General features: G+C 73.0%; 22 protein-coding genes. 10 read left to right on the top strand and 12 right to left on the bottom strand.

The window, feature by feature from the left end; translation table 11 throughout:
• Positions 1-27: 27 nt before the first annotated feature.
• A complete protein-coding gene (locus IEZ08_RS06925; protein WP_068924100.1) occupies positions 28-1,902 on the top strand; it encodes an ABC transporter ATP-binding protein in 1,875 nt (624 codons plus the stop codon).
• 52 nt (positions 1,903-1,954) lie between these two features.
• On the opposite strand, the gene IEZ08_RS06920 is transcribed toward IEZ08_RS06925, so the two are convergent.
• Complete coding sequence (locus IEZ08_RS06920; RefSeq protein ID WP_068924099.1) at positions 1,955-2,836, bottom strand: sulfotransferase family protein; 882 nt, start codon at positions 2,834-2,836, stop codon at positions 1,955-1,957.
• A 31-nt stretch (positions 2,837-2,867) separates the two neighbouring features.
• On the opposite strand from IEZ08_RS06920, the gene IEZ08_RS06915 reads away from it, so the two are divergent.
• The 3 genes from IEZ08_RS06915 (at position 2,868) to IEZ08_RS06905 (ending at position 7,458) form a co-directional block, all read left to right on the top strand.
• Positions 2,868-3,800 (top strand): S66 peptidase family protein, encoded by a 933-nt coding sequence (locus tag IEZ08_RS06915; RefSeq protein ID WP_068924098.1) that lies wholly within the window; start codon positions 2,868-2,870, stop codon positions 3,798-3,800.
• Between the two features lie 40 nt (positions 3,801-3,840).
• Positions 3,841-4,773, top strand: a complete 933-nt coding sequence (locus IEZ08_RS06910; protein WP_068924097.1) for a hypothetical protein — start codon at positions 3,841-3,843, stop codon at positions 4,771-4,773.
• 186 nt (positions 4,774-4,959) lie between these two features.
• Positions 4,960-7,458, top strand: a complete 2,499-nt coding sequence (locus IEZ08_RS06905) for an Hsp70 family protein (RefSeq protein WP_189241859.1) — start codon at positions 4,960-4,962, stop codon at positions 7,456-7,458.
• A 46-nt stretch (positions 7,459-7,504) separates the two neighbouring features.
• Here IEZ08_RS06905 and IEZ08_RS06900 read toward each other — a convergent pair whose 3' ends face one another.
• Together IEZ08_RS06900 and IEZ08_RS06895 are read right to left on the bottom strand one after the other, a co-directional pair.
• Positions 7,505-8,338: an MBL fold metallo-hydrolase gene (locus IEZ08_RS06900; RefSeq protein ID WP_189241858.1), complete on the bottom strand. Its 834-nt coding sequence runs from the start codon at positions 8,336-8,338 to the stop codon at positions 7,505-7,507.
• On the bottom strand, positions 8,332-8,928 hold the full coding sequence (locus IEZ08_RS06895; RefSeq protein WP_068924094.1) for a dihydrofolate reductase family protein: 597 nt from the start codon (positions 8,926-8,928) through the stop codon (positions 8,332-8,334). The genes IEZ08_RS06900 and IEZ08_RS06895 overlap by 7 nt, the downstream gene beginning before the upstream one ends.
• A gap of 76 nt (positions 8,929-9,004) precedes the next feature.
• Between IEZ08_RS06895 and IEZ08_RS06890 the strand changes: the two genes are divergently transcribed.
• On the top strand, positions 9,005-9,508 hold the full coding sequence (locus IEZ08_RS06890) for a winged helix-turn-helix transcriptional regulator (RefSeq protein ID WP_068924093.1): 504 nt from the start codon (positions 9,005-9,007) through the stop codon (positions 9,506-9,508).
• Positions 9,509-9,634: 126 nt separating this feature from the next.
• Here the strand turns inward: IEZ08_RS06890 and IEZ08_RS06885 are convergent, their stop codons facing one another.
• The 3 genes from IEZ08_RS06885 to IEZ08_RS06875 all read right to left on the bottom strand — a co-directional run bounded on the left by IEZ08_RS06885 (position 9,635) and on the right by IEZ08_RS06875 (position 13,758).
• A complete protein-coding gene (locus IEZ08_RS06885; protein ID WP_189241857.1) occupies positions 9,635-11,536 on the bottom strand; it encodes a dynamin family protein in 1,902 nt (633 codons plus the stop codon).
• Positions 11,537-11,614: 78 nt separating this feature from the next.
• Positions 11,615-13,462: a dynamin family protein gene (locus IEZ08_RS06880; RefSeq protein ID WP_189241856.1), complete on the bottom strand. Its 1,848-nt coding sequence runs from the start codon at positions 13,460-13,462 to the stop codon at positions 11,615-11,617.
• Complete coding sequence (locus tag IEZ08_RS06875) at positions 13,459-13,758, bottom strand: hypothetical protein (protein ID WP_189241855.1); 300 nt, start codon at positions 13,756-13,758, stop codon at positions 13,459-13,461. The genes IEZ08_RS06880 and IEZ08_RS06875 overlap by 4 nt, the downstream gene beginning before the upstream one ends.
• Before the next feature lie 201 nt (positions 13,759-13,959).
• On the opposite strand from IEZ08_RS06875, the gene IEZ08_RS06870 reads away from it, so the two are divergent.
• On the top strand, positions 13,960-14,517 hold the full coding sequence (locus IEZ08_RS06870) for an RNA polymerase sigma factor (protein ID WP_068924089.1): 558 nt from the start codon (positions 13,960-13,962) through the stop codon (positions 14,515-14,517).
• Between the two features lie 56 nt (positions 14,518-14,573).
• Here the strand turns inward: IEZ08_RS06870 and grpE are convergent, their stop codons facing one another.
• The 3 genes from grpE to IEZ08_RS06855 form a co-directional block, all read right to left on the bottom strand.
• Entirely contained in the window at positions 14,574-15,806 is a 1,233-nt protein-coding gene (grpE, locus tag IEZ08_RS06865) for a nucleotide exchange factor GrpE (RefSeq protein WP_189241854.1), read from the bottom strand.
• An 85-nt stretch (positions 15,807-15,891) separates the two neighbouring features.
• Complete coding sequence (locus tag IEZ08_RS06860; RefSeq protein WP_068924087.1) at positions 15,892-16,146, bottom strand: hypothetical protein; 255 nt, start codon at positions 16,144-16,146, stop codon at positions 15,892-15,894.
• 139 nt (positions 16,147-16,285) lie between these two features.
• On the bottom strand, positions 16,286-16,777 hold the full coding sequence (locus tag IEZ08_RS06855) for a DUF1579 family protein (protein ID WP_189241853.1): 492 nt from the start codon (positions 16,775-16,777) through the stop codon (positions 16,286-16,288).
• A 280-nt stretch (positions 16,778-17,057) separates the two neighbouring features.
• Here IEZ08_RS06855 and IEZ08_RS06850 point away from each other — a divergent pair, with 280 nt between their 5' ends.
• Positions 17,058-17,195: a hypothetical protein gene (locus IEZ08_RS06850; protein ID WP_176728532.1), complete on the top strand. Its 138-nt coding sequence runs from the start codon at positions 17,058-17,060 to the stop codon at positions 17,193-17,195.
• A gap of 69 nt (positions 17,196-17,264) precedes the next feature.
• On the opposite strand, the gene IEZ08_RS06845 is transcribed toward IEZ08_RS06850, so the two are convergent.
• Positions 17,265-19,025, bottom strand: coding sequence for a glycoside hydrolase family 15 protein (locus IEZ08_RS06845; RefSeq protein ID WP_189241852.1), 1,761 nt, complete (start codon positions 19,023-19,025; stop codon positions 17,265-17,267).
• 31 nt (positions 19,026-19,056) lie between these two features.
• The gene (gene yczE / locus IEZ08_RS06840; RefSeq protein WP_068924085.1) at positions 19,057-19,707 is read right to left on the bottom strand and encodes a membrane protein YczE; all 651 of its coding nucleotides are present in this window, start codon (positions 19,705-19,707) and stop codon (positions 19,057-19,059) included.
• Positions 19,708-19,781: 74 nt separating this feature from the next.
• Between yczE and yczR the strand changes: the two genes are divergently transcribed.
• Positions 19,782-21,218: a MocR-like transcription factor YczR gene (gene yczR, locus IEZ08_RS06835; RefSeq protein ID WP_189241851.1), complete on the top strand. Its 1,437-nt coding sequence runs from the start codon at positions 19,782-19,784 to the stop codon at positions 21,216-21,218.
• Between the two features lie 31 nt (positions 21,219-21,249).
• On the opposite strand, the gene IEZ08_RS06830 is transcribed toward yczR, so the two are convergent.
• Positions 21,250-21,864: a trimeric intracellular cation channel family protein gene (locus IEZ08_RS06830; protein WP_068924084.1), complete on the bottom strand. Its 615-nt coding sequence runs from the start codon at positions 21,862-21,864 to the stop codon at positions 21,250-21,252.
• A gap of 213 nt (positions 21,865-22,077) precedes the next feature.
• On the opposite strand from IEZ08_RS06830, the gene IEZ08_RS06825 reads away from it, so the two are divergent.
• Together IEZ08_RS06825 and IEZ08_RS06820 are read left to right on the top strand one after the other, a co-directional pair.
• Entirely contained in the window at positions 22,078-23,913 is a 1,836-nt protein-coding gene (locus tag IEZ08_RS06825; RefSeq protein WP_068924083.1) for an AMP-dependent synthetase/ligase, read from the top strand.
• 142 nt (positions 23,914-24,055) lie between these two features.
• On the top strand, positions 24,056-25,195 hold the full coding sequence (locus IEZ08_RS06820; RefSeq protein ID WP_141704099.1) for a hypothetical protein: 1,140 nt from the start codon (positions 24,056-24,058) through the stop codon (positions 25,193-25,195).
• Positions 25,196-25,252: the final 57 nt, after the last annotated feature.

Genomic DNA, 25,252 nt, shown 5'->3' with positions numbered 1-25,252 from the left:
GGTGCTCTCACCGGGGGAGGAGATCGAATGGCGATGATGGGAGGGGGCTTCGGCCCTCAGGCGATGCGCTCGCTGCGACGTGACAGCTCCGTGACGAAGGAGCGGCTCGCACCGGGCACGGTGAAGCGGATCGCGCGGTACGCGCGGCCGTTCTCCCGGCACATCGCCGCCTTCCTCGCGCTGGTGGTGCTCGGCTCGGTCATCGTGATCGCCAACCCGCTGCTGATGAAGGCGATCATCGACGAGGGCATCGCCGGCAAGGACGCCGCCCTCGTCGTCTGGCTCGCGCTGGCGATCGCCGCGCTCGCGCTCGTGGACGCCGGGCTCGGCCTGGCCCAGCGCTGGTTCTCCGCCCGCGTCGGCGAGGGCCTGATCTACAACCTGCGCACCGAGGTCTTCGACCACGTGCAGCGCATGCCGGTGGCGTTCTTCATGCGGACCCAGACCGGCGCCCTGGTCTCCCGGCTGAACACCGACGTGATCGGCGCCCAGCGGGCCCTGACCAGCACGTTGTCGTCGGTCGTGTCCAACGTGGTCATGCTGGTGCTGGTGCTCGGCGCCATGCTGGCCCTGTCCTGGCAGATCACGGCGGTCGCCCTGGTCCTTCTGCCGATCTTCATCTTCCCGGCCAAGTGGGTCGGGAGGAAGATGTCCGGGCTCACCCGCGAGCAGATGGAGCTCGACGCCGAGATGAGCTCGATGATGACCGAGCGCTTCAACGTCGCCGGCGCCATGGTCACCAAGCTGTACGGCCGCCCCGACGAGGAGGCGGCCGTCTTCGGCGGCCGGGCCGGGCGGGTCCGGGACGTCGGCGTCACCGTCGCCATGTACGGGACGGTGTTCCGCGTCGCCCTGGGGCTGGTGGCCGCGCTCGCCACCGCCCTGGTCTACGGCGCGGGCGGCGTGCTGGCCGTGAACGGCGCGTTCGAGGTCGGCACCCTGGTCGCCCTCGCCGCGCTCCTGATGCGCCTGTACGGCCCGCTGACGAGCCTGTCCAACGTGCACGTGGACGTGATGACCGCGCTGGTCAGCTTCGACCGCGTCTTCGAGGTGCTCGACCTGGAGCCGATGGTCGCTGAGAAGCCCGGGGCGGAGCCCGTCCCGGAGGGGCCCGCCACGGTGGAGTTCGACGACGTGGTCTTCCGCTACCCGGCCGCCTCGGAGGTGTCGCTGGCCTCGCTGGAGTCGGTGGCCAGGCCCGACACCGGGCAGAGCCACGAGGTGCTGCGCGGGGTCGGCTTCACCGCCCGTCCCGGCGAGCTGGTGGCGCTGGTCGGCCCCTCGGGCGCGGGCAAGACGACCATCACCTCGCTGGTCTCGCGGCTGTACGACGTCAACGACGGCGCGGTCCGGATCAACGGCCTGGACGTGCGCGAGGCCACCCTCGCCTCGCTCCGCGAGACCGTGGGCGTGGTCATGCAGGACGCCCACCTGTTCCACGACACCATCGGGGCCAACCTGCGCTACGCCCGGCCGGACGCCGGCGAGGAGGAGATCTGGGAGGCCCTGCGGGCCGCGCAGATCGCCGACCTGGTCGAGTCGCTGCCGGAGGGGCTGGAGACGGTGGTGGGCGACCGGGGGTACCGGCTGTCCGGCGGCGAGAAGCAGCGCCTGGCCCTGGCCAGGCTGCTGCTCAAGGCGCCCCGGGTGGTGGTGCTCGACGAGGCCACCGCCCACCTGGACTCGGAGTCGGAGGCCGCTGTCCAGCGGGCGCTGAAGACCGCGCTGGCCGGGCGGACCTCGCTGGTCATCGCGCACCGGCTGTCCACGATCCGCGAGGCCGACCAGATCCTGGTGGTCTCCGACGGCCGGATCGTCGAGCGCGGCCGCCACGAGGAGCTGCTGGCCAAGGGCGCCGTCTACGCCGAGCTCTACCGGACCCAGTTCAGCCGGGAGCGCTGACCGGATCCGCCTCGCCCGGGGGGGGGCTGTCGACGGTAGCCCAGGCGGGCCCTCAGCGGTAGCCCAGGCGGGAGAGCTCCTCGCGGGCGACCTTCTCCACCAGCTTGGCGTCCTCGGGACGGAGCCGGGTCTGCCAGCCGCCGACCCTGGGGGCGTTCCCGCCGTACAGGGCGATCTTGGACACGCGGGTCTCAAGGAACTCGGAGAGCTGCTCCACCGCCTCGCCGGGGGCGGCCACCACGTCCTCGTAGCGCAGGGTCAGCAGCTGCTCGCGGGGGAACTCCTGGCGGAGGGCGGCCGAGAGCCGGACGGCTCCGCGCCAGCGCAGCGCGCACTTGCCGGCCGTGGGCATCGCCTTCCACCGGTCGGCGTGCCTGCCGGAGTTGATCCCGAGGAAGGGGTTGGGGAACTCGGTTTCGTCGGTGAGCATCGCGGGCTTGAACCAGGACAGCGCCGCCGGGTCGGCCAGCATGTCGGCGGCCACGTCGCGGCCGTCCCGGATGAGCTGGACGAAGCGGGCGTCGGGGAAGGCCTGGAGCAGCACCGGGGCGCTGTAGAGCAGGTCCGGGCTGGCGTCGCCGAACCGGGCGACGGTCCCGGCGACGGCGCACGGGCCGGCTCCCGTCACGCCGCCCGCCTCGCGGCAGGGGTCGGGGCACTGCCGGCACGCGCCCGGCAGGATCTGCCAGGCCTCGGCCATGGCGTCGCGGAGCACGCGGGTGGCGCCCAGTCCGCGGCGGGTGATGGAGGGGCGGCGGGCGAAGGCGTAGACGACGTGGGCCACCGCGGCGCGGCCCATGGTGAGGTGGAAGCCGGGAGACCGCTTGAGGGCGCGGGCGAGCAGGTCCGCGCCGGAGTGTGGGGCGGCGAGCACGAACACCGGCCTGCGGACCTTGATGCCGTTGACCACGAGGATGTGGGTCGGAGGTCGCATATCTGACCCCCAGTGTGGCACCGTTTGCCGGATGAACGAACCGGCCACGCCCAATCAGGCGAGCGTTCCTGCCGCCCTGAGCTCCGGGGACACCGTCGCGGTGGTCGCCCCGTGCGGGCCGCCCGACCCCGTGCGGCTGGCGCGCGGTGTCCGGGTGCTGCGCGATCTCGGCCTGAAGGTCGTCACGGGCGCGCACGTGCTGGAGCGCGACCGCTACCTGGCCGGGTCCGACGCGGGGCGGGCGGCCGACCTCCAGGACGCCTGGTGCGATCCCGCGGTCGCGGCCGTGCTGTGCGCGCGGGGCGGTTACGGCGCCACCCGGATCCTGGACCTGATCGACTGGGACGCCATGCGGGCCGCGGGACCGAAGATCCTGGCCGGGTCCAGCGACGTCACCGCCCTGCACCGGGCGTTCGACGTCGAGCTCGGCGTCGTGACCTGGTTCGGGCCCATGCCGGCCTGCGCCACGATCAGCGACCCGGACGGACCCGAGCCCCGCACCTTCACGCACTTCACCGCGGCCCTGTTCGGCGACGCCCCGCCCGTCACCGGCGACAGGGTGATCGTCGCGGGCGCCGTCGAGGCGCCCATCACCGGAGGGAACCTGTCGTTGCTGGCGGCGCTGTGCGGCACGCCGTACCAGCTGGACGCCCGGGGGCGGATCGTGCTGCTGGAGGACGTCTGCGAGGCGCCCTACCGGATCGACCGCATGCTCACCCAGCTGCTCCAGGCGGGCGCGCTGGACGGGGCGGCGGGGTTCGCGCTGGGCTCGTGGGTGGAGTGCGACGACCCCTATCCGGTGCTGGAGGAACGGCTCGGGCCGCTCGGGGTCCCGGTCATCGGCGGGCTACCCGTTGGGCATGGAACGCCCCAGTTCACGCTGCCAATGGGGGCTCTTGGTGTTATTGATGCTGAATCGTGCTCTCTGACCTGGTCGATCCGCAATCGTGAGGGGGCAGGCTAGAAGATACGGGCGGAAGGAAACCGGCAGAGGGGATTGACGCGTGAGGCTGTTCCGGCGGCGTCGCGACCGGAGGGCCGAGACGCCCCCGCGTCGGATCGAGGACGTCGACCTCGACTCCCTGCTGGGACTGGTCGCCGACTCCCTCGGCTACGGCTGCTCCTTCGCCCCCGACGGCGGCACGCTCACCCTGTCCGGCCCGCGCGAGATCACGGTACGGCTGACCGGACTGCGCGCCGAGGCGGGCCGCCGCTCCCGCGAGGACTGGCCGATGCTCGTCTCCGAACACCTGGCGCACACCCTGGCCACGCTGGACGAGCCGCTGGACGCCTGCGACCTGTCCCAGGTCCGCCCGTTGCTGCGGACCCGCATCCAGCCCGACGACGACCTGGCCTCGGCCCGGGTGGTCGGCCGCCACCTCACCGCCGACCTGGTCGAGGTGCTGACGGTCGGGTACGGCACCGGCGGACGCCCCGTCCGGCCGGAGGAGGTCCGCTGCTGGCCGGTGACGGCCGCCCAGGCGCTGGACCTGGCCCTGGACAACGCCCGCCAGGACGAGCGGCTCACGGTGACCGAGGAGGACCTCGGCGGCGTGCCGGTCCGGCGGCTGACCGGACCCACCGCCTGCGCCACCGCCCACCTGCGCCGCCTGGACGACTACCTGTCCGTGCCGGCCGACGGTGTGCTGGTCGTCCTGCCCGACCCGGCGACCCTGGTCGTGCACCCGATCGAGGGCATCGGCGTCGTCCGGGCGATCGAGCGGCTGCGGCTGCTCGCCCTGCAGGAGTTCGAGCGGGGCGACGACCCGCTCAGCCCGTACGTCTACTGGTGGCACGGCGGCCGGTTGACCCTGATCCGGGCCGACCTGGTCAGCCAGGAGGGGCAGACCCGGCTGGTGGTGGCCCCGCCGCCGGAGTTCGCCCGCGTCCTGGCGGCTCTGGCCGCCCGCCCCGACAGCGGAACCACCGGAGACTGAAAAAACCAGCCAAAAGCGGAAACATCCTGAGCTCTCGGTGGGTCGTAGGAAGATGGTTGCTGTTCCGGATCCACTCCGATGCCCCTTTCGCACACCCTGGACCGTTCCCTGGGTCCCCGCCCCCCCGCGAAGGGCCCCGGCCGGTGGATGCGGGATGATCGGGTTCGCATCGACGAGGAGTGAGAAATGGCGCAGTGGTGCCTCGGTGTCGACCTCGGGACGAGTTTCTCCGCCGGGGTGATAGCCGCCGAGGGGCGCTTCGACATCCTGGAGGTGGAGGGGGAGAGGCGCATCCCCTCCGCGGTCATGCTTGACGAGCGCGGGAACCTCGTGGCGGGCCGGATCGCCCAGCGGGGGATCGCGATCAGCCCCGAGCGCGTCGAGCGCAACCCCAAACGGTACGTCGGCCGCGGGAAGATGCTGCTCGGCGGGGTCCCGGTGGACGTCGTCGACGCCATGGCGGCGCTGCTGGAGCTGTTCGTGAGCGAGGGGCGGCGGCGCTTCGACGGGGCGACCCCGGACTGCATCGCGCTGACCCACCCGGTCGCCTGGAGCGAGGAGCGCAAGGCGGTGCTGGTGGCGGCGGCCAAGAAGGTCGTGCGCGGCGTGCGGATCGTCCTCATCGACGAGCCCGTGGCCTCGGCGCGCTACTTCGCCTCCGCCGGGCGGGTGGCGGCCGGCTCGCACCTGGCCGTCTACGACCTGGGCGGCGGCACGTTCGACGCCGCCGTGCTCACCGTGGACGGGAGCGACTTCAAGGTCGTCGGCGAGCCGGGCGGCAGCGACGAGATCGGCGGCGAGGGCTTCGACGAGCGGGTGTTCGCCTTCCTCGGAGAGCAGATCGAGCGCTTCGACGCCGAGTGGTGGACGCAGGTGACGACCAACCCGGAGCGCCGCTACGCGAGCTATGCCGCCGACCTGTTCAAGATGGCCCGGGAGGCCAAGGAGGCCCTGTCGAAGTTCGACACCTCCTCCCACTACGTCGTCGGCATCAACGAGGACGTGCACATCACCAGGGACGACCTGGAGCGGCTCATCGGGGACGAGATCGTCAAGACGGTCGACATCCTGGACGACACCATCCGCAGCGCCGGGATCGGCGCCCACGAGCTGGGCGCGGTGTTCATGACCGGGGGCGCCAGCCGGATGCCGCTGGTCCAGCACGTGGTGCGCGAGCGCCACGGTGAGCTGGTGCGGACCTATGACGACCCGAAGATCGTCGTCGCGTACGGCGCCGCCCAGCTCGCCTGGAAGCTCAAGGTCGACCCCAGCCGGTCCACCGGAGGCCACTCCCTGCCCGCGAGCACGGGAGGTCACCCCCTGCCCGTGCACACGGGCGGGCACCCGCTCCCGGCCGCCCCCGCCGGCGGGCACACCGGAGGCCACCCCCTGCCCGCCCCGGCGGCCGGTCACGCCGCGGCCCCGGCCTCCCGGGCCGCCGGGGCGGACGGCCCCGCGGTCCAGGGGATCGAGAAGGTGATGGACGGGGTGCTGGAGGCCCGTGCCGAAGGCGGCCGGATCTTCGTCCACCAGGCGTTCCCCGGCGGCCACTTCCTGCGCAGGCTGGACGGGCTGGGCGGGCGCTACGACCGGGAGCTCCCCTTCGGCAGGCTGGTGGAGTGGGCCGCCACGGGCGAGGGCGTGGCCACGGTGGAGCAGGTGGGACCGGCGCAGGTGCTGGTCCGCACGCTCACCCCGGAGCTGACCGTACGGACCACGCAGCCGCTGCAGATGTGGGGCAACCCGACGGTCCTGGCCCACGGCCCGGTCGCGTGGGTCTTCTACCAGCCCCGGCAGGTCATCGCGGTGGACGGCACGGTGGGCCTGCCCTGGGGGGAGACCGGTCACCTGGCGATGATCGAGCTCAACCTGGGCGGCGGGTTCTTCCCGGAGGCCGTCCCCCGCGACCTCGGCCCCTACGCCCAGTGGTTCGTCAACGAGGACAACCGGACGCGGCGCCTGATCGACCAGGAGGGGCCCAGCGGCACCGAGCCCGCGCCCTCGGTGGGCGCGCCGGGCTGCACCGTGGTGCTCGGCCAGTTCGGCAGCAACAAGCCGCTGTTCGCCAACCGCCACGAGGGCTTCCGGCCGTGGCAGGTGCTCTGCCTGATCGATCCGGGCGGCATCGTGCGCCCGACCGTGCGCGAGCCCGGACGCAGCTGGCTCCACCAGGTGGTCCTGCACAAGGGGCGATGGTTCACGGCCAGCTCGGCGGGGCTGGAGGCCGACACCGCCGACGGGCGGACCACCCTGGTCATGCCGCGCCCGCGTGGCGGCGCGCTGCGCTGGTTCCCGGCGGGCAACCACATCTACGCGATCAGCGCCGACCAGGTGAGCCCCGCCAGGGGTTGGTCGGTCGGGGTCTTCAACGAGCGGACCCACGCGGTGGACTTCCTGATGGGCAAGCAGTCGGCGGCCCTGTCGGGCCACCTCACCTCCCGGCACCGCTGGGAGCGTCCGCGGATGATCGCTGACGGCGACTCCATGTGGATGACCATGCGGGACGCCGGGAGGAGCCGGCTGCTGCACGTCACCCCCGCGGGCGCGCGGGAGGTGCACCGCACCCCGGGGACGTTCGAGCCGGTCGCCCGGATCCCCACGGGCCTGCTGTGCCTGCACCACCCCGACGACGCGGCCGGGACCGCCCGCGACCAGCCCGCCACCCTGGTGCATCTACCGCTCTGACGGCGCGGAGGGGCCGACGCCTCCACCCGGTGGCGCGACCTGATCGCTAGCGGGGCGTCCCGTCGCGCCCGCTTCTCCGGACGAGGCTGCGGAGCTGTCCCTCATGCACGTCGCCCACCCACTCCCAGCCGGGCTCGGCCGACGGGCCGATCCGTGGATCGGCGGGGGCCCGGCCGTCCCGCAACGCGAGCACGTACGCCCGATCCCGGTCGATCCGGGCCTGCACCTCGCCGGCTCCGCCGACGGAACCGTGGCCCGGCACGACGGCGTCGACGTCACCCGCCACGCCCTCCAGCAGCCGCAGCGCGGCGAGGTAGTCCTCGATCGGGTCGGCGCCGTCCCAGTCGAGCATCGGGATCAGGACGTCGGAGAGCATGTCGCCGGCGACGAGGACCCCGTGTTCCCCGATCAGCAGCGCAGCGTGGCCCGGGGCGTGCGCCTGGTGCTCGAGGATCCGGACCTCGGGGCCGTCCCAGGGGATCCGCGTCACCTCGGCGGGCAGGCCGGTGATGAGACCGAGCAGGTCCAGCGGTACCCGCCCGGCGATCTCCGTCTCGAGCAGGTGCTCGGCGATGCGGGCCTTCGCATCCGCGTCCGACAGCTGATCCCGGACGGCGGCCGCGCAGCGCGCCGTGCCGTAACGGGGCGCCTCGCCGAGCCGGGCGTGCCAGAGCAGGTGGTCCCAGTCCGGGTGCGTGGAGAACCCCGCGACGACGGGTTGCCCCAAATCGGACAGGTCGTCCGCGAGGCAGTCGATCTCGGAGCCGGTCACCCCGGGGTCGATGAGCAGCACACCGGCCCGGCCCCGCACGACAACGGCGTTGCTCCGCACGAACTCGCTCTGGTGGACCAGCACACCCTCGGCGACCTGTCTCAGCATGAGCCCGCCCCCTTCGCGTCCCGGACGGCGTAGCGGTGCATCGTGACGCCCTGCTCGAACGATCGCTGCTCCAGCAGGCCGAGGTCGATCGGCAGGTCGTAGTCGTCGAACAGCGGCCTGCCGAAGCCGAGGATCGCGGGGTGGGTGAAGAGCAGCAGCTCGTCGAGGAGCCCGGCCCGGAGCAGCTGCGTGGCGAGCGCCGCGCCGCCGACCCCGATGGTGCCGTCGGTTTCGGCCCGCAGGGCGGCGAGCTGCCCGATCGCGTCGTCTCCGCCGATGATCCGGGTGTTGTGATCGGCGCTGCGGCGGGTGCGGGAGACGAGCACCTTGGGCTTGGCGGTCCAGATCTCGCCGTACTCACGCATGAAATCCGGCAGCGACGCGTCCTCGCGCGCCCGTGGCCAGTACTCCTCCATGACCTCGTAATAGACCCGGCCGTGGACGATGAGCGCGAGCGCCTGTGTCCGCGCGTTGGCCTCGCGGTGCAGTTCCTCGCCGATGCGCAGCCACTCGCCTGCGCCGTTGTCCCCCGGGACCTGCTCGATCCGCAGGTCGAGGGAGACCTGCATCGAATAGACGAAGCGGCCCATCGGTCCTCCTTCCCCTCTAGTGCTTGCATTTTGCAATCACTATTGTGGGGGGCGAAATGCCTGTCAAGGAGGAATCGTGGAACCACGGTCCGGGTGTCCGGTCAACGCCGCCGTCGAGGTGCTCGGAGATCGCTGGTCGCTGCTGGTGCTGCGCGACGTCATCTTCGGCGACCGCCGCCACTTCCGCGCGCTACTCACCGGGTCGATCGAGGGCATCGCCTCGAACATCCTCGCCGACCGCCTCAAACGGCTCATCGACGCGGGGATCCTCACCCGCGGCACCGCGGCCCGCGGGCAGCGCGCGCGCTTCAGCCTCACCGAGGCCGGCATCCAGACTCTTCCGATCATCTACGCCCTCGGCAACTGGGGCCTCGACTGGTGCCAGGGCAGCGCCGAGCTCCGCAGCCGGCAGCAGCTCATGCGCGATGAGGGCCCGGCGTTCATCGAGGAGCTCATGGACGAGCTGCGCGTCCGCCACCTCGGCGCCCCGCCGAAGCCGCACGACGGTCCAGGCCCGCTCGAGCGCCTCGACGCCGCCTACGCCGCGGCCGCCGAGGAAGAACACGTCGACCGACGGTGACGGGACGGCGGGCAGGACCGCGCGAACCGAGGCCCGAACCGGCCGGGGCCGGGACGCCGGCTGCGTCCCGGCCCCGGTCCCGGCCGCGTCCCGCGGCCGTACCCCGTGCGCTGCGCGAGCCGCGGCTCAGCGGCCCAGGGCGGCCACCGCGGCGGCGAGCTCCTTGCGGAGCTCCAGGCCGCGGGCGGTGAGGGTGTCGATCGAGGCCATCCGGTCCTGGCCGGACTGCCGGGCCTTCTTGCGCTCCTCGGCCGAGCGCGCGGAGGCGGCCTTCAGCTCGGCGCGCCGGGTCTCCAGCTCCTTGCGCCGCCGCATCAGGCTCTCGTCCGCGGCCTGCTCCACGTTCACCCGCCAGGTGGCGACCATCCGCTCCAGGTCCAGGGTCATCTCCCGGGAGACCAGCGAGAACTGGTCGCGGAGCGCGGTGCGCAGCGCCGCCTGGTTGCGCTGGACCTTCTCCATCGAACGGCGTCCCATGAAGATGGCCGCGCCGATCGCCGGGGCGACCAGGATGAAGCCCACCGGGCCGAGCAGCGTCGCGGCGAAGCCGCCCAGGGAGAGCCCGATCGAGGCCGACGGCAGCACGTCCCGGACCATGTCCACCTGCTCCGGGGCCTCGGGCCCGGAGTCGTTCCTGACCTGGACCTGAGAGAAGTTCGGCATCATCCGCCGGTCGGCGGCCAGGTCCACCGGGTCCAGGCCGAGGTCGCGGGCGAAGGCGTCCAGAGTGGTCCGCGCCAGCATCTCCACGTCGTAGACGATCTGCGACCAGGCGGCCTCCAGCGAGCGCTGCACGCTCATCGGCAGCTCCGCCATGTACCGGTCGATCTGGTCCTGCTTCTTCAGCGTGGCGATCGCGTTCTCGTACGGCTGGCGGATCTCGGCCGTCCGCGCCGCGACGATGCCCGCCACCTCGCGCCCGAGGAAGGTGTTGGCCACCGCGCCCGCCCGGCGGCGGGCGGCCAGCTCGTTCAGCTCCTCCAGCCCGGCCTCCACCTGGGCCATCCGGGCGGCCACGTCGTTCTCGTCGTCGGAGCCCGCGGCGACGTCGTCCTTGGCCCCGGTGCCCAGCGAGCCCAGGACCGACAGGGCGGCGTTGACCACGGTGGCGCCGCGCGCGAACTCCCGGCCGTCGGCGAACCCCCGCAGATGCCGCTCCAGCACGTCCATGCCGCTGCGCGAGCGCAGGGCGTCCGCGCGCTCCTGCCGTCCCTCCCGGCGCTTGGCCTCGGCGGCCTCGGCGAGCTTGGAGCTCACCGGGATCCACGGCGCCGACAGCAGCGGGGTCAGCGTCGCCGACCGGGCCGGGTTCTCCGCGACGGCCTCGGTGACGAAGGTCTTCAGGCGGGCCTGGTTCTCCTCCATCAGGGTCCGCCAGTTGGCGGAGTCCTCGACCTTGGTCAGCACGAACGCGATCGCCTGGACCCGTTCGGCGGCCTCGGCCAGGAACTCCAGCTCGTGCCGGAGCACCGGCTGGTCCTGCGCGCTGAGCGTGAACAGCAGGGCGTCGGCCCGCTGGAGCATGGCCACGGTCACCTGCCGGTGCCCGACGGTCAGGCTGTCCACCCCGGGGGTGTCGAGCAGCCGCAGGCCGTCGAGGAGGGGGTTGTCGAGGGTGATGTCCACGCTGACGACGTCGCGGCGCTTGCCGGCGTCGCCGCGCATCGAGGCGTAGTCGGGGATCGACTCGACGGTGATCGGCGTCTGGACCAGACCGGCGTCGGTGCTCCGGTGGACGACGGCGGCCAGCTTGGGGCCGCGGCGCAGGGACAGGAAGCAGTTGGTCGCCACGTCGGCGTCGACGGGGACCAGGTCGGGGTGGCCCACCAGGGTGTTGATCAGCCGGCTCTTGCCGCGCTTCTGCGCCCCGGCGACCACGATGTCGGTGCACTCGTCCTTCCACCGGGCCGCCGCGGCGGCCAGCACTTCCGCCAGATCCGCCCTGCCGCACCGGCCTGCCAGCGAGTGGACCTCGTTGGCGTAGCGCAGCAGCCGGGCCACCGGGCCGTTGGGGTCAGGGGCCGTCATGGTCGTCGTCTCTCCTGTCGGGATGTCTGGGATGCCTGGGATATTCGGGATGTCGGGGTGGAGCGCCGGGGCGACCGGTCACCGGGGGCGGGAGCCGTCCTGGTGGTGCTGCGACCAGATGGCCTCGTAGGCGTCGCAGAGGGTCTCCGCCGCCCGCCGCTGCCGCAGCGAGAGCGGCCGGTGGGTCAGGACGCGGAACCGGGCGCTCAGGGCGGCGGCGTAACCGGCGATCTCGGCGCGCGGGGCCCCGGGCGGGGCGCCGAGCTGGGCCGCCAGCTCGGTCCCGGCGAGCAGCAGCTCCAGCGCCCGCTTGTCACCGGCGGGCACCATCGGGGCGGCGCGCAGCGTCTCGATCGCGGCGGGGTCGATCCGGACCGGGGGAAGGGGCCGGCCGCCCCCCGGGGACGATTGCGAGGGCTCCTCCAGGGCCGCGATGGCCATGTCCTCCAGGACGGTCAGCACGTCCCTGGCCCGGTGGCCGGCGGTACGGCCCTCGTTCATCATGGCGAGCGTGCGCCAGCGGGTGGAGGCCGCCGTGGCCGAGGCGGCGATCTCCTCCCGGCTCGCCCCCGCGACCAGGCCGAGCTGTTCGGCCGGGTCGTCGTGGCGGGACAGCCGCAGCAGCTCGGCGGTCATCTCCTCGTTCAGCACCAGCGTGCCGCGGCCGAGCGCCTCGGCCGCGGCGAAGATCCGCAGGCCGCCCAGGGCGGTCGCGATCGGCTTGTTCTCGTCGAGCTGGGCCGCCAGCGCGTCCAGGGTGGCGCGGTCCGAGCCCAGCGCGGGCGAACGGGCGAGCTTGCGGAGCCGGGTCAGGGCGTCCAGCGCCTTCAGCTGGTCGGCGCGGCGGGCGAAGTGGGCCAGGCCCGCGGCCACGGAGCCGGTCACGGCCCGGCCCGCCGAGGCGTACCCCGAGCAGCGGAGCAGGTGGTCGGCGAGCGAGACGGCGTCGGACGCCTCACCCCGGCGCAGCGCCTCCACCGCGGCGCGGATGCCGTAGCGGTGCAGCCGCTCCACCAGGCGGTGCCGTACCTCCGCCGGGACGGGGAGGTCCGGGGCGGTACGGAAGTCCTCCAGGTCCAGGAGGTAGTCCTCCAGGTCGTCCTCGTCCATCGCGGCCAGGCGGACCAGGGCGGCGACCTCGTCGTCGCCCAGCGGACGGGCCCGGGCGGTCTCGGCCAGCAGGCCGATCACCGGGACCACGTCGAAGACCGAGGTGCGCAGGTCCTGGTAGCCGCCGGCGGCCAGCCGCCGGGCGGTCGGCCAGGGGTCGTCCTCGTCGCCGCGCCGGTCGATCTGGCCGAGCACGGCCAGGGTGTTGACGCAGCTCATGCCGCACGCGTCGGTGAGGCCCCGGAACTCGGCGAGGGTGGTGTCGTCGAATTTCTGGACGTAGCGCAGCACGTAGATCATGGCCTGTGCGCGGTCGTCCTCCTCGCCCGAGCCGAACAGCATGCTCCGGGCGGCCCGCTCGTTGACGGCCGTCACCGTGTTCATGCCGGGGGTGTCGATGATGGTGACCGTACGGAGCGCCGGCAGGTTCAGCGCGACGCGCAGCCGCCGGATCCGGGACACCTCCACGCCGAGCTCGTCCGGGAGCCGGTGGCCGGGCAGCAGCCGGGAGTGGACCACGCCGCCGTCGGTCAGCTCGATCGTGATGCGGCCGTCGTCCTCGCCGTACTCATACTGGGTGACCACGAAGGTGCACTCGCCCGCGTCCACCGGGGCGACCGGGAGCCCGAGCAGCGCGTTCACCAGAGTGGACTTCCCGCTGCTGACCGCGCCGGCCACCGCCACCCGCAGCGGCGCGTCGAGGTCGGCGCGGACCCGCGCCACCCGCTCGCGCAGTTCCGCCCCGGCCAGCCGGGCGGACGTGGCGTCACACAGGCGGCGCAGCAGCTCCGCGGGCCCGGCCGCCACGGCCGTCACACGTCACCGCCGAAGAGCGGGTCCCAGGTGCCGTGGGCGTCGTCCGCCGCGTGGAGGTCCTCGTGGTGGCCGGCGTCACCGGGATCACCGGGATCGGAGCCCAGGGCGTCCCAGCGGTCACCGGCGTGGTCCCCCGTGTGGTCCCCGGTGTGGTCCTCCGTGCCGAACGGGCCGTCCGCGTCGAACGGGCCGGGCTCGTCGTAGGACGAGGAGTCCGGCCCGGCGCCGGAGAAGACGTCGGAGTCCGGCAGCAGGGAGAGGTCGGCGTCGTCCGAGGAGAACGTCTGCGCGAGCATGTCCGCGCTCTCCTCCCCGGTGGGCGCGGGTACCGTGTCGAAAAGAAGTCGACGCAGCTCAGCCAGGTCGTCTGCCTCCTCGGAGGCCGAGCCGAACTCTGTATTGTTACGGTCCAATATCATGGGTGGCTACCTCATACCGGGCGAAACGTGCGGCGTGATGTCATTGGCTGATTTTCCACCTCGGGAGGATGGCGACCGATGACGAGTGGGTCCCTGAGCGGTGCCGTTGACGACGAGAGCCTGCTCGTCGTCGCAGCGAGGGCGGGTGACGAGACCGCCTTCGCCGCGCTGTGGGCCACGGCGCAGCGTCCGGCCTTCGGCGTCTGCTACCACCTGACCGAGAACCGGGCGGACGCGCTCGACGCGCTGCAGGACACCCAGCTCGCGGCCTGGAAGGGCCTGGCCGCCTTCGAGGGCAAGGCCCCCTTCCGGGCCTGGGTCCTGGCCATCGCGCGCAACGCCGCCCTGGCGGTGATACGGCGCCGCTCCCCGGCGGGCGGGATCTTCGACGAGATGACGGAGGACTCGGTGGTCACCGACCCCTTCGAGGACACCGTCGCCGAGCTGACCGACCTGCGCCGGGCCATGTCCACCCTGCCCGGCTCCCATCGGGAGGCGCTCCTGCTGTGGGCGGGCGGCCTGACCTACGAGCAGGTGGCGGCCTCGATCGGGGTGCCCCTCAACACGGTGAAGGTCTGGATCCACCGTGCCAGGAAGAAGCTCCAGACCGAACTCGCGGAGCCCGGCCTCGCCTGACCCGCGGACCCCGGCCCCCTCGGGCAAGACCAGGACCGCGCCCTGAACGGAGCCGCTCACGGCGCGTCCCCGGTCCCGGGCTGCTGGCGGCCTCCGGCCGGCCCGCGGGCCTCCGGCTGTTCGGGGGCCGCCGGTTCGTACCGGTAGACGGCGACCTGCGGCACACGGATCACGTGGTCCCCGTCGGTGTACCCCTGCTTGATGGTCTCCGCGACGATGTCGTGCAGTTCCGGCCGGTCGGTCGGCTCGGTGCCGAACGCCTCGTGCAGGCGCGGGTCGAAGGGCCGCCCGTCGGCGACGATCTCCCGGACCCCGGCCCGGTGCAGCCCGTCCAGCAGCGTGCCGGCCAGCTGGGGATGCCGTTCGGCGATCTGGTCCCGGTAGCCGATGCACGCCTCGACCAGGGCCTGCCGCCCCGGGCGGCCACCGGCGAAGAGGCGCTCCACCTGCTGGGTGAGCGCCTGGCTGATCCCGCTCCCGGCGACCTCGGCCAGAGCGTCCTCCAGCGGGCCGGACGCGGCCTGCCCGGAGGGTACGGCGGGTGCCGCGGGGGGTCCGGACGGTGCGGCGGGCACCGGGAACGGCCCGGACGACCCGACCGGCGCGGACGGCGGAACGGCCGGTCCGGACGGAGCGGCGGGTGTCGCCGCGGGGCCGGTCGGCACGGCGCTTGCGTGCACGGTCGTCTCCTCCAGTCCACGGTGCGAGACCGGCCCGGTCGACGGGCCGGCCGGTGAGGCCGGTGAGGTCGGTGCGGCCGGCGATGCCGCCGGTGACGCGGCGGGGAGCGGGGCCACCGGGCCGGGCGCTCCCACGGGGCCGGGACCGCCCGGCGCTCCCACGGGGCCGGGACCATCCGGCTGGGTGGCCGGGGCGGACACCGTCCGGCGGTTGCGCAGCCACAGCAGCACTCCCGCCATGATCATGAGCAGGGCCCCCGCCACCAGCGCGAGCGTCAGGGGGACCGGCCCGAACAGGCCCGGCGCATCCCCCGTGCCGGACCCGTCCCCCCCGCCGGGCCCGTTCTCCGTGCCGGACCCTCCCGAGGCCCCGGCCGCCCCGGCCCCGCCCGGCGTCCTCGCCGCGCCGGGCCGGTCCTGCCCCTGCTCCCTGGGACGCAGACGCTGCACGTCCTCGCCCTTCCCGGCGGACGCCGACGGCGGAGCGGCGGTGACCGCCTCTCCGCCCGGACCCGCCGCGTCTCCGCCGAGTCCCTCCGCCCGGCCGCACGCGGCCAGGGCCAGACAGCCCAGGAGCAGCAGGGAAAGGAGCGCGCGTCGGTCTCTCATCGGTGGCCTTCCTCGTCGGCGGCCCGCACGCCCCGGGACCGGGGTCCCCTGTCCGGGGCGCACGGGCTCATGCCGGTTGGTGTGGTCAGGCGGTCGGGAACGGACCCTGGTACTCGGTGTAGTCGGAGACGCCGTCGCCGTTGAGGTCGACGCGGATCTCGTCGGTGTAGCCGTCGCCGTCGTGGTCGAGGTAGACGACGTCGGTGACGCCGTCGCCGTCGGTGTCGTAGCGCTCCTCGTCGGCCACGTAGTCGCCGTCGGTGTCGATGAGCTGCACGTCGGTGCCGCCGTCGCCGTCGGTGTCGTAGTAGTCGGTGGTGGTGACGTCGAACTCGCTCATATCGGGGTCCGTTCCTCTCGTGCCGGTTTCGTTAGGTAAGAGAGGCGAACCCGGGGGATTGTTACAGCGGGTTCCAAGATTTTTCTGAAACCTCTCCCGGGGTTCCGATGCGGGCCCGCACCGGACCCCGGCGGGATCCTCACCGGGTCCTGGTGAGGGTGTACTTCATGATCGGCGCCCACTCGTCGTCCCCGGCCGGCACCTCGGAGTCGACGATGACGGTGCCGCCGGGGTGGGGGGTGCGGGTGATGCGGGCCGGGCCGGTCACCACCAGGGCCTCGCCCTCGAAGCCGCCGTGGTACTTGCTGCCCTCGTGGTCGTAGGGGCCCAGGCTGTTGAAGAAGTGCGTGCGGTACCGGCCGCCCTCCGGGTCGTAGTCGAAGAACTCGTAACCGGCGTCGACGACCTCGACACCCTCGACCGTGAAGTTGCTCTCCCAGCGGTGGACGAGGAAGAAGCCGCCCTGCAGCCACTCGAAGGTCTCCCATCCGGTGATCTCGGTGGCCGGGCCCATGGGGCCCTCCACCGTGGAACCCTTCAGGTCCCACCTGCCGACCAGGAAGTCCAGCTCCTTGAGGGCGGGGTCGGGGGTCGGCATCTGGAATTCGGTGTTCTGGGTGTTCTCGGACATGCTCCGGTCCTTTCGCAGGGGCCGCCGGGGGCTCGCCGGTCCGTGTCGGTCTGTCTGCATTGATCATGCCTCGGTGACGGGGGCGCGGTCATCCGTGGCGACCACGTGTCCACTACGGGGTCACCACGTGCCGGGCTCCCGGAACACCCCCGCGAAAACGATCAGAAGTGGGTCATCATGAGGCGGTGGATCAGACGCGTCCCGTGGAGGTGTCGGCCCGTGAGGCCGAGGTCCTGGCCCTGCTGGGCCTGCGACTGCCGAACGCTCAGATCGGCGGCCGGTGACACGCCGCCGCCCGGCCGCGGTGACCGCCGAGACGGCCGCATCGTCGTTCCCGTTCGGGGTGGTCTTCGCCGATCTGGTGCCGGGCCGCGCCGGGCTGGCCGCCATGGGCATCCCGCCGGATGCGGAGCCCTGAACGGCCGTCCCGCCCGGTCGACCGGTTGCCCCGCCCGGCTGACCGGCCGTCCCCGCCTCAAGGGCGGGCTCAGCCGAGCGCGCGGGCCGCGTGGATCAGCGGGACGTGGCTGAACGCCTGGGGGAAGTTGCCGACCAGGCGGTCGTAGCGCGGGTCGAACTCCTCGGAGAGCAGGCCGACGTCGTTGCGCAGGGCCAGCAGGCGCTCGAACAGCTCGGTCGCCTCGTCCCTGCGGCCGATCATCACCAGGGCCTCGGCGAGCCAGAAGCTGCACGCCAGGAACGCGCCCTCGCCGCCGGGCAGGCCGTCCACGTCGTTGTCCTTGGCCACCGGGTAGCGCAGCATGAACCCGTCCACCATCAGCTCGCGCTGGACCGCCTCGACGGTCCCGACCACGCGCGGGTCGTCCGGCGGGAGGAAACCGACGATCGGGATGAGCAGCAGGGCGGCGTCCAGCTCGTGGGAGCCGTACGACTGGGTGAAGGTGTTGCGCACCGGGTCATAGGCCTTCTCGCAGATCTCGGCGTGGATCCGGTCGCGCACCTCCCGCCAGCGCTCCACCGGTCCTTCGCGGCCGAAGACCTCCGCGTACTTGATCGCGCGGTCCATGGCGACCCAGCACATCACCTTGGAGTGCGTGAAGTGGCGGCGGGGGCCGCGGACCTCCCACAGGCCCTCGTCGGGCTCGTCCCAGTGGGCCTCGACGTAGTCGATCAGCTGCCGCTGGATGGTCCAGGCGCGGTCGTCGGCCTCCATCCCGGAGGTGCGCGCCAGGTACAGCGAGCCGATCACCTCGCCGTAGACGTCGAGCTGGAGCTGGTTGACCGCGCCGTTGCCGATCCGGACCGGCCGGGAGCCCTCGTAGCCGGGCAGCCAGCCGATCTCCAGCTCCGGCAGGCGGCGTTCCCCGGCGACGCCGTACATGATCTGCAGGTCCTCGGCCCGGCCGGCGATGGCGCGCAGCAGCCACGCGCGCCAGTCGCGGGCCTCCTGCAGGTAACCCGCGCCGAGCAGGGCGTCCAGGATCATGGTGGCGTCGCGCAGCCAGCAGAAGCGGTAGTCCCAGTTGCGGACCCCTCCCAGGTCCTCGGGCAGGGAGGTGGTGGGGGCGGCGACGATGCCGCCGGTGGGGGAGTAGGTGAGCGCCTTGAGCGTGATGAGGGAGCGGATCACGGCGTCCCGCCACGGACCCTTGTAGGAGCACTGCCCGACCCACTCCAGCCACAGGGACTCGGTCTCGTCCAGCTGCTCGAAGGGGTCGATCTCGACGGGCCGCTCCTCGTGGGACGGGTGCCAGGTGAAGACGAACGCCACGCGCTCGCCCGCCGAGACGCGGAAGGAGCCCTCGTGCGAGAACCCGTCGCTGTGCAGCGGCACGGGGGAGTGCAGCCAGACCGAGTCGGGGCCGCCGATGGCGTGCAGCAGGTCGCCGGTGCGCCGCACCCAGGGCACGGTGCGGCCGTAGTCGAACCGGATGTGGATCTCGGTGGCCATCTCCACCGTCCCCGACACGCCTTCGACGATCCTGACCAGGTCGGGGTTGTCCTGCCGGGGCGGCATGAAGTCGATGACCCGGACGGTGCCGTCGGGGGTGTCCCACTCGCTCTCCAGCACCAGGGTGTCCCCCCGGTAACACCGCCGGTCGGCGGGGCGCCGGCCGGCGCCGGCCGGGCCGAGCCACCACTGCCCGTGCTCCTCGTCGCCGAGGAGCGCCCCGAAGCACGAGGGGGAGTCGAACCGGGGAAGGCAGAGCCAGTCGATGGAACCGTCCCGGCCGACCAGGGCGGCCGATTGCATGTCGCCAATGAGGGCGTAATCCTCGATCCGCATGATCCGAAGCTAATACCCGCGGAGCGGGCCGTCAGTCCTTCGGCTCGTGGCCGTCCGGTCCCGCGACCGGATGCGGCGCGCCGGCGAAGCGCAGCCGCGGCATGAAGAACTGGGTGAGCGGCCCGATGGCGACGGCGAAGACCAGGGTGCCCACGCCCACGGTGCCGCCGAGCAGCCAGCCGGCCGCCAGCACGGTCACCTCGATGAGGGTGCGGGCCAGGCGGATCGACAGGCCCAGCCGGACCAGGCCGGTCATGATGCCGTCCCGGGGGCCGGGGCCCAGGCCCGCGCCGATGTACAGCGCCGTCGCCGCGGCGATGGCCACGACGGCGAACAGCAGGTACGCCCACCGGAGGGCGAGCGCGTCCGGTGTGGGGGCCAGCCAGATGGTCGCGTCGGCGAAGAGCCCGAGGAAGACGACGTTGCTGAGGGTGCCGACGCCGGGCTTCTGCCGCAGCGGGACCCACAGCAGCATCGCGGCGGCGCCCACGATGATGATCCAGGTCCCGATCGACAGGCCGAAGCGGACCGACAGGCCCTGGTGGAACACGTCCCAGGGGTCGTTGCCGAGGTGGGACTCGATCTGCAGGCCGATGCCGACGCCGTAGAGCAGCAGGCCCGCGTAGAGGCGGACGAGGCGGTTGGGGAGGGAGCCGAGGGTGGGCAGGGAGAGTTCGCTCATAACGCGTCCATCCTCGGGGGAGGGTTGCGCGAACAAAAGGTCCAATCAACATAAATGGCCTTATGCTGTGCCGTATGGATCGGTACCTGAGTGGCCACCAGCTGGCCCGCCTCGTCGCGATCGACCCCGGCGCGCGGCCGTACTACCGGGTGCTGGCCGGGGCCGTGCGGTCGCTGATCCTCGACGGGCGGCTCCCCGTCCGGGTGCGCGTGCCGGCCGAGCGCCACCTCGCCGAGGCCCTGGGCGTCAGCCGTACCACCGTGACCGCCGCCTACGACCGCCTCCGCGAGCAGGGCTACCTGGAGAGCAGGCAGGGCGCGGGGAGCTGGACCGCGCTTCCCGACCCCGGGGCGCTGGGAACCGAGAACCCGTGGATCGCGGCGGGTGACGACGGCCTGCTCCCGCTGCACTGCGCCGCGCCGCACGCCACCGCCGCGCTCCCGGAGGCGATCGCCTACGCGAGCGAGCACTACCCGCGCTACGGGCTCGGCATGGGCTACGACCCGGTCGGCATCGCGCCGCTGCGCGAGGCGATCGCGGCCCGCTACACCGCCCGGGGCCTGGCCACCCTGCCCGAGCAGATCCTCGTCACCACCGGCGCCCAGCAGGCGATCCACCTGGTGATCATGATGGTGCTCTCGCCGGGCGACGCGATGATGATCGAGTCGCCGACGTACCCGCACGCGATCGACCTGGCCAGGATGCGCGGGGCGAGGCTCGTCCCGGTCGGCGTCCCGCAGGAGGGGTGGGACCTGGACCTGCTCGCCAGCGCGATGCGCCAGTCGGCCCCGCGCCTGGCCTACGTGATCCCCGACTTCCAGAACCCGACCGGGCACCTGATGGACGACTCCACGCGGGCCGGGCTGGTCGGCGCGGCCCGCAGGAACGACACCACGCTGGTGGTGGACGAGACCTGGTGCGAGCTGGCGATCGACGAGGACGTCCCCCGGACCGCGCCGCTGGGCGCGTTCGACGTCGACAACCGGGTGATCAGCATCGGGTCGGCCTCCAAGCTGTGGTGGGGCGGCCTGCGCATCGGCTGGATCCGCGCCACCGCTGCCACGGTCCGCCGCCTGGCCGTGCTCCGCGCGGCCGTGGACATCGCCAGCCCGCTGTTCGAGCAGCTGGTCGTGACCCGGCTGTTCGAGGGCATCGAGGAGACCAGGGCCGAGCGGCGGCGCGCTCTGGGAGCGTCCAGGGACGCCCTGGCGGCCGCGTTGCGGGAGCGGGTCCCCGAATGGACGTTCACGGTTCCCCGGGGCGGCGGATCGCTCTGGGTCCAGCTGGACGCGCCCGTCGCGGCCTCCCTCGCCGACAGCGCGGCCTGCCACGGGGTACGGCTCGCGCCGGGCGCCTGGTTCGGCGTGGACGGCACGCTGGAGGGCCGCCTCCGGCTGCCGTTCACCCAGCCGCCCCAGGTCGTCACGGAGGCGGTGGAACGCATCCTCGACGCCAGGACCAGGGGCCCGTACGGCGCCCGCCCGGCCGAGCCGCTCACCCCGGCGCTGTGAGGCGCGGGGCCGCGCGGAGGCCGGAGGGCGGTCACTCGTCGGCGGTGACGCCCCGGGCGAGGGGCGCCTGGAAGCGGAAGCGCACGGCCGCGATCCGCAGCGCGAAGGTCAGGACGGCCGCCGCGAGGGTGGCGGGCCAGCCGTGCAGGTCGAGGACGTAGAGCACGGCCATCACCGCCGAGCCGAGCAGCGCGGGGACCGCGTAGAGCTGGCGGTCGTAGAGGAGCACGGGGATCTGCCCGGCCAGCATGTCGCGCAGCACGCCGCCGCCGACCGCCGTGGTCACCCCGAGCAGGGTCGCGTGCAGCGGGCTCAGGCCGTAGTCCATCGCCTTCTCGGTGCCGACCGCGCAGAACAGGCCCAGGCCGGCCGCGTCGAACACGTTCACCACGGGCATCACCCGCTCCACCTGCGGGTGCCAGAAGAACACGATGGCCGCGGCGATCAGCGGGGTGACGACGTAGCCGACGCTGAAGAAGGCCGCGGGCGGCACGTTGAGGATCAGGTCCCGCAGGATCCCGCCGCCCAGGGCGGTCACCGCGGCCAGGACGGCCATGCCGACCACGTCCAGCTTCCTGCGGACGCCGACGAGGGCGCCGGAGAGCGCGAAGACGAAGATCCCGACGAGATCGAGCACCTGGTTCACAGAAGAATCATCCCATGATGGGCCCTATATCGGAGCGGCCGTCCCCTGTTCCCGGGCCGCCCTCCCCGGCGCTCACGTGGGCGGGGACAGCAGGATATCGGTGGTCCCAGCGAGCGGGCGGGAGCGATTCCTGCCCCGTGGGTCTTGTCTGTGATGACCCGTTGTGGTGCGATGCATCCCATCGTGCAAGTAAGCACTTTCTGGAGGCGCGTCATGGCCGATGTCCTTGCGGAACGCATGTCGATCCAGGAGACGATCGCGGGCCGTACGGTATGCGAGCAGCTGGAACAGACAGCCGAGAGCGATCCCGACGCGCCGGCCTACTCCGATCCGGACGGGGAGGGCTGGATCACCCTGACCTACGCCGAGGCCCGGCGGCGCGTCCTGGAGATCGCGGCGGGGTTCGCCGCCCTCGGCGCCGGACCGGGGAACGCCGTCGCCCTCATGATGGTCAACCGGAGCGAGCACGTGCTCGCCGACCTCGGCGCCGTGCACGCCGGGGCCGTGCCGTGCTCGGTCTACTCCACCTTCGCCCCGGACCAGATCGCCTTCGTCGCGAGCAACGTCGGCGCCAAGGTGGCGGTGCTGGGCGGCCCGGCCGAGCTGGCCCGCTGGGAACCGATCCTCGGCGAGCTGACCGGGCTCACGAAGATCGTGATGCTCGAGGGCGCCCCGGCGGACGACCGGTTCATCTCCTGGGACGACTTCCTTGCCCTGGGGCGTGAGCGCCTGGCCGAGGACCCCGCCGCCGTCGAGGCCCGCTGGCGGGCGGTCAAGGCAGACGACGTGCTGACGGTCCTGTACACCTCCGGGACCACCGGCAACCCCAAGGGAGTGCCGCTCACCCACGCCAACGTGCTCTACGAGGTGGGCGCCACCGACCGGATGACCTCGCTGCCCACCCACGGCACCCAGATCTCCTACCTCACCTACGCGCACATCGCCGAGCGGGTGCTCAGCCTGTACCTGCCGCTGTTCAAGGTCTCCCACGTGCACTTCTGCACCGACCTGGCGAACCTGGGCGCGACGCTCGGCAAGGTCAAGCCCGTCCTGTTCTTCGGCGTCCCCCGCGTGTGGGAGAAGATGATGGCCCGCCTGCAGGCCCTGCTGGCGACCCAGCCGGAGGAGCAGCAGGAGAACGTCCGCAAGGCCATGGCCGCCGGGCTCGCCTACGTCGAGGCCGGCCAGTACGGCCAGACCGTGACCCCGGAGATCCAGCAGGCCTACGAGCAGGCCGACGCCGCGCTCCTGTCGATCATCCGATCCATGATCGGCTTCGACAACGCCCGCTGGCTGGCCACCGCGGCGGCGCCCATGCCGCTGGAGGTTCAGCGCTTCTTCGCCGGCCTGGGCATGAAGCTCCTCGACGTGTACGGCATGACCGAGACGACGGGCGCCTTCACCGGCAACACGCCCGAGCACTACAAGCTCGGAACCGTCGGCCGGGCCGAGCCCGGCGTCGAGGTCCGCATCGCCGAGGACGGCGAGATCCTCACCCGCAGCCCGCTCAACACCAAGGGGTACCTGAACCGGCCGGAGGCCACCGAGGAGCTGCTGGACGCCGACGGCTGGCTGCACACCGGGGACGTGGGCTCCATCGACGAGGACGGCTTCGTCAGGATCGTCGACCGGAAGAAGGAGATCATCATCACCGCCGGCGGTGAGAACATCTCCCCGGCCAACATCGAGAGCTACCTCAAGGAGCACCCCATCATCGGCCAGGCCCTCGCCTTCGGCGACGGCAGGCCGTACCCGGTGGCGATCCTCACCCTCGACGGAGAGGTCGCCCCCGGCTGGGCCCAGGCCAACGGCATCGCGTTCACCACTCTCGCCGAACTCGCCGAGCACCCCGACGTCCTCAAGGCCGTGGAGGCGGCGGTCGGGGCGGCCAACGAGAAGCTCGCCCGGGTCCAGCAGGTCAAGCGCTGGCGCCTGCTCCCGGTGGAGTGGACGGCCGAGACCGAGGAGCTCACCCCGAGCCTGAAGCTCAAGCGCCGGGTCATCCACGCCAAGTACGCCGAGGTCATCGCCGCGATGTACGAGAGCTGAGCCCGATGCGCGAGGTTCCAGAAGTTTCCTGAGGTTTGGTGGGGCGCCCGTTCCCCGCCCGGGAGCGGGCGCCCACGTGTTTTGCCCAACCGGGCGGGTGTCGTCCAACGGCCATTACCGACCGCTTCCTAGCGTCGTGATCATGAGGGTTAGAGTTCTTCTCGCGTCTGTGGCGGCCGGGATCTGCGCGGTGCCCGCAGCGGCCACGGCGCAGCCCGCGGCCGGCGGCCCGGCGATCCGCTCGATCACGATCCGCCCCGCGGCGCCGGTGGTCCGCCCGGACAACGCCGTACGCCTGGTGATCGACGTGGTGGCGCGCGGAGTGTCGGGGTCCGAGGGCGTGACGATCCGGGTCGAACCCGGGGAGATCTCCCGGCCGGAGTCCGAGGATCCGACCGCTCCCAGGCCCCCCGTGGTCGCCCCGCCGGTGACCGCCCCGGCGCCCGCTCCCACCCCGTCGTCGTTCGCGTCATCGTCCACCGCGTCACCGGCCGAACCGCCGGCCGTGTCGCCGTCCGCCGAGCCGCCGGCCGTGTCGCCGTCCACGGCACCGCTCGCCGAGCCGCCGCCGGACCCGGCTCCATCCTTCTCCGCCTGGCCCTCGCCGGCCCCGGTCCCGTCCCTCTCCGCCGAGCCGACGTCCGGCCCGGCCCCGTCACCCGCCCCGCACGTGCCGCCGACGGGCTCGTCGCCGTCCGGCTCCGCCGAGATGGAGCCCTCACAGCGGATCGGGCGGGATGGCGCAGTCGGGGAGAGCACGGTCCAGGAGAGCGCATCCCGGGACGGCGCGGCCCAGGACGGTGCGGCCCAGGACGGCGCGGCCCAGGACAGTGCCGGTCAGAACTGGGAGACCTGGCGGTTCCTGCCCGAGACGCGCCTGAACCGCTGGTATCCCGCCGGTCTGTGGACCATCGTCGCCACCGCCCGGGGAGCCGGCGGGACCACGGCCACCCGGTACGCCGAGTTCTGGCTGAAGCGCGAGACCACGTTCAGCGCCGTCGACGCGGAGAGGCGAGGACGGGCGGTGCGCGTCAGCGGCGCGCTGAACCGGGTCGATCCGCGGGGACTCCTGGACTACGCCCCCTTCGCCGAGCGGTCCGTGGAGATCCTGCACCGGTCCGGGACCCGCCGGGAATGGACGACGGTGGCGGTCACCGTCACGGACGACCACGGGCGCTTCGCCCGGAAGATACGGGGATACCGGGGTGGGCAGTGGCGGGCGCGTTTCCCCGGCACGAGCCACTACGCCCCCTCGCTGAGCGCCGTCCACCGGGCCGACTGAGGGCTGGACCCGTCCTCGGCCGACCCGGTGCGGCCGGGGGCGGCCCGCTGAGCCCGG

This window comes from Planobispora rosea (assembly GCF_014648175.1).
GTDB lineage: Bacteria > Actinomycetota > Actinomycetes > Streptosporangiales > Streptosporangiaceae > Planobispora > Planobispora rosea.
The sequence above is the reverse complement of the archived record's forward strand: the minus strand, read 5'-3'. Positions and strand labels throughout refer to the sequence as shown.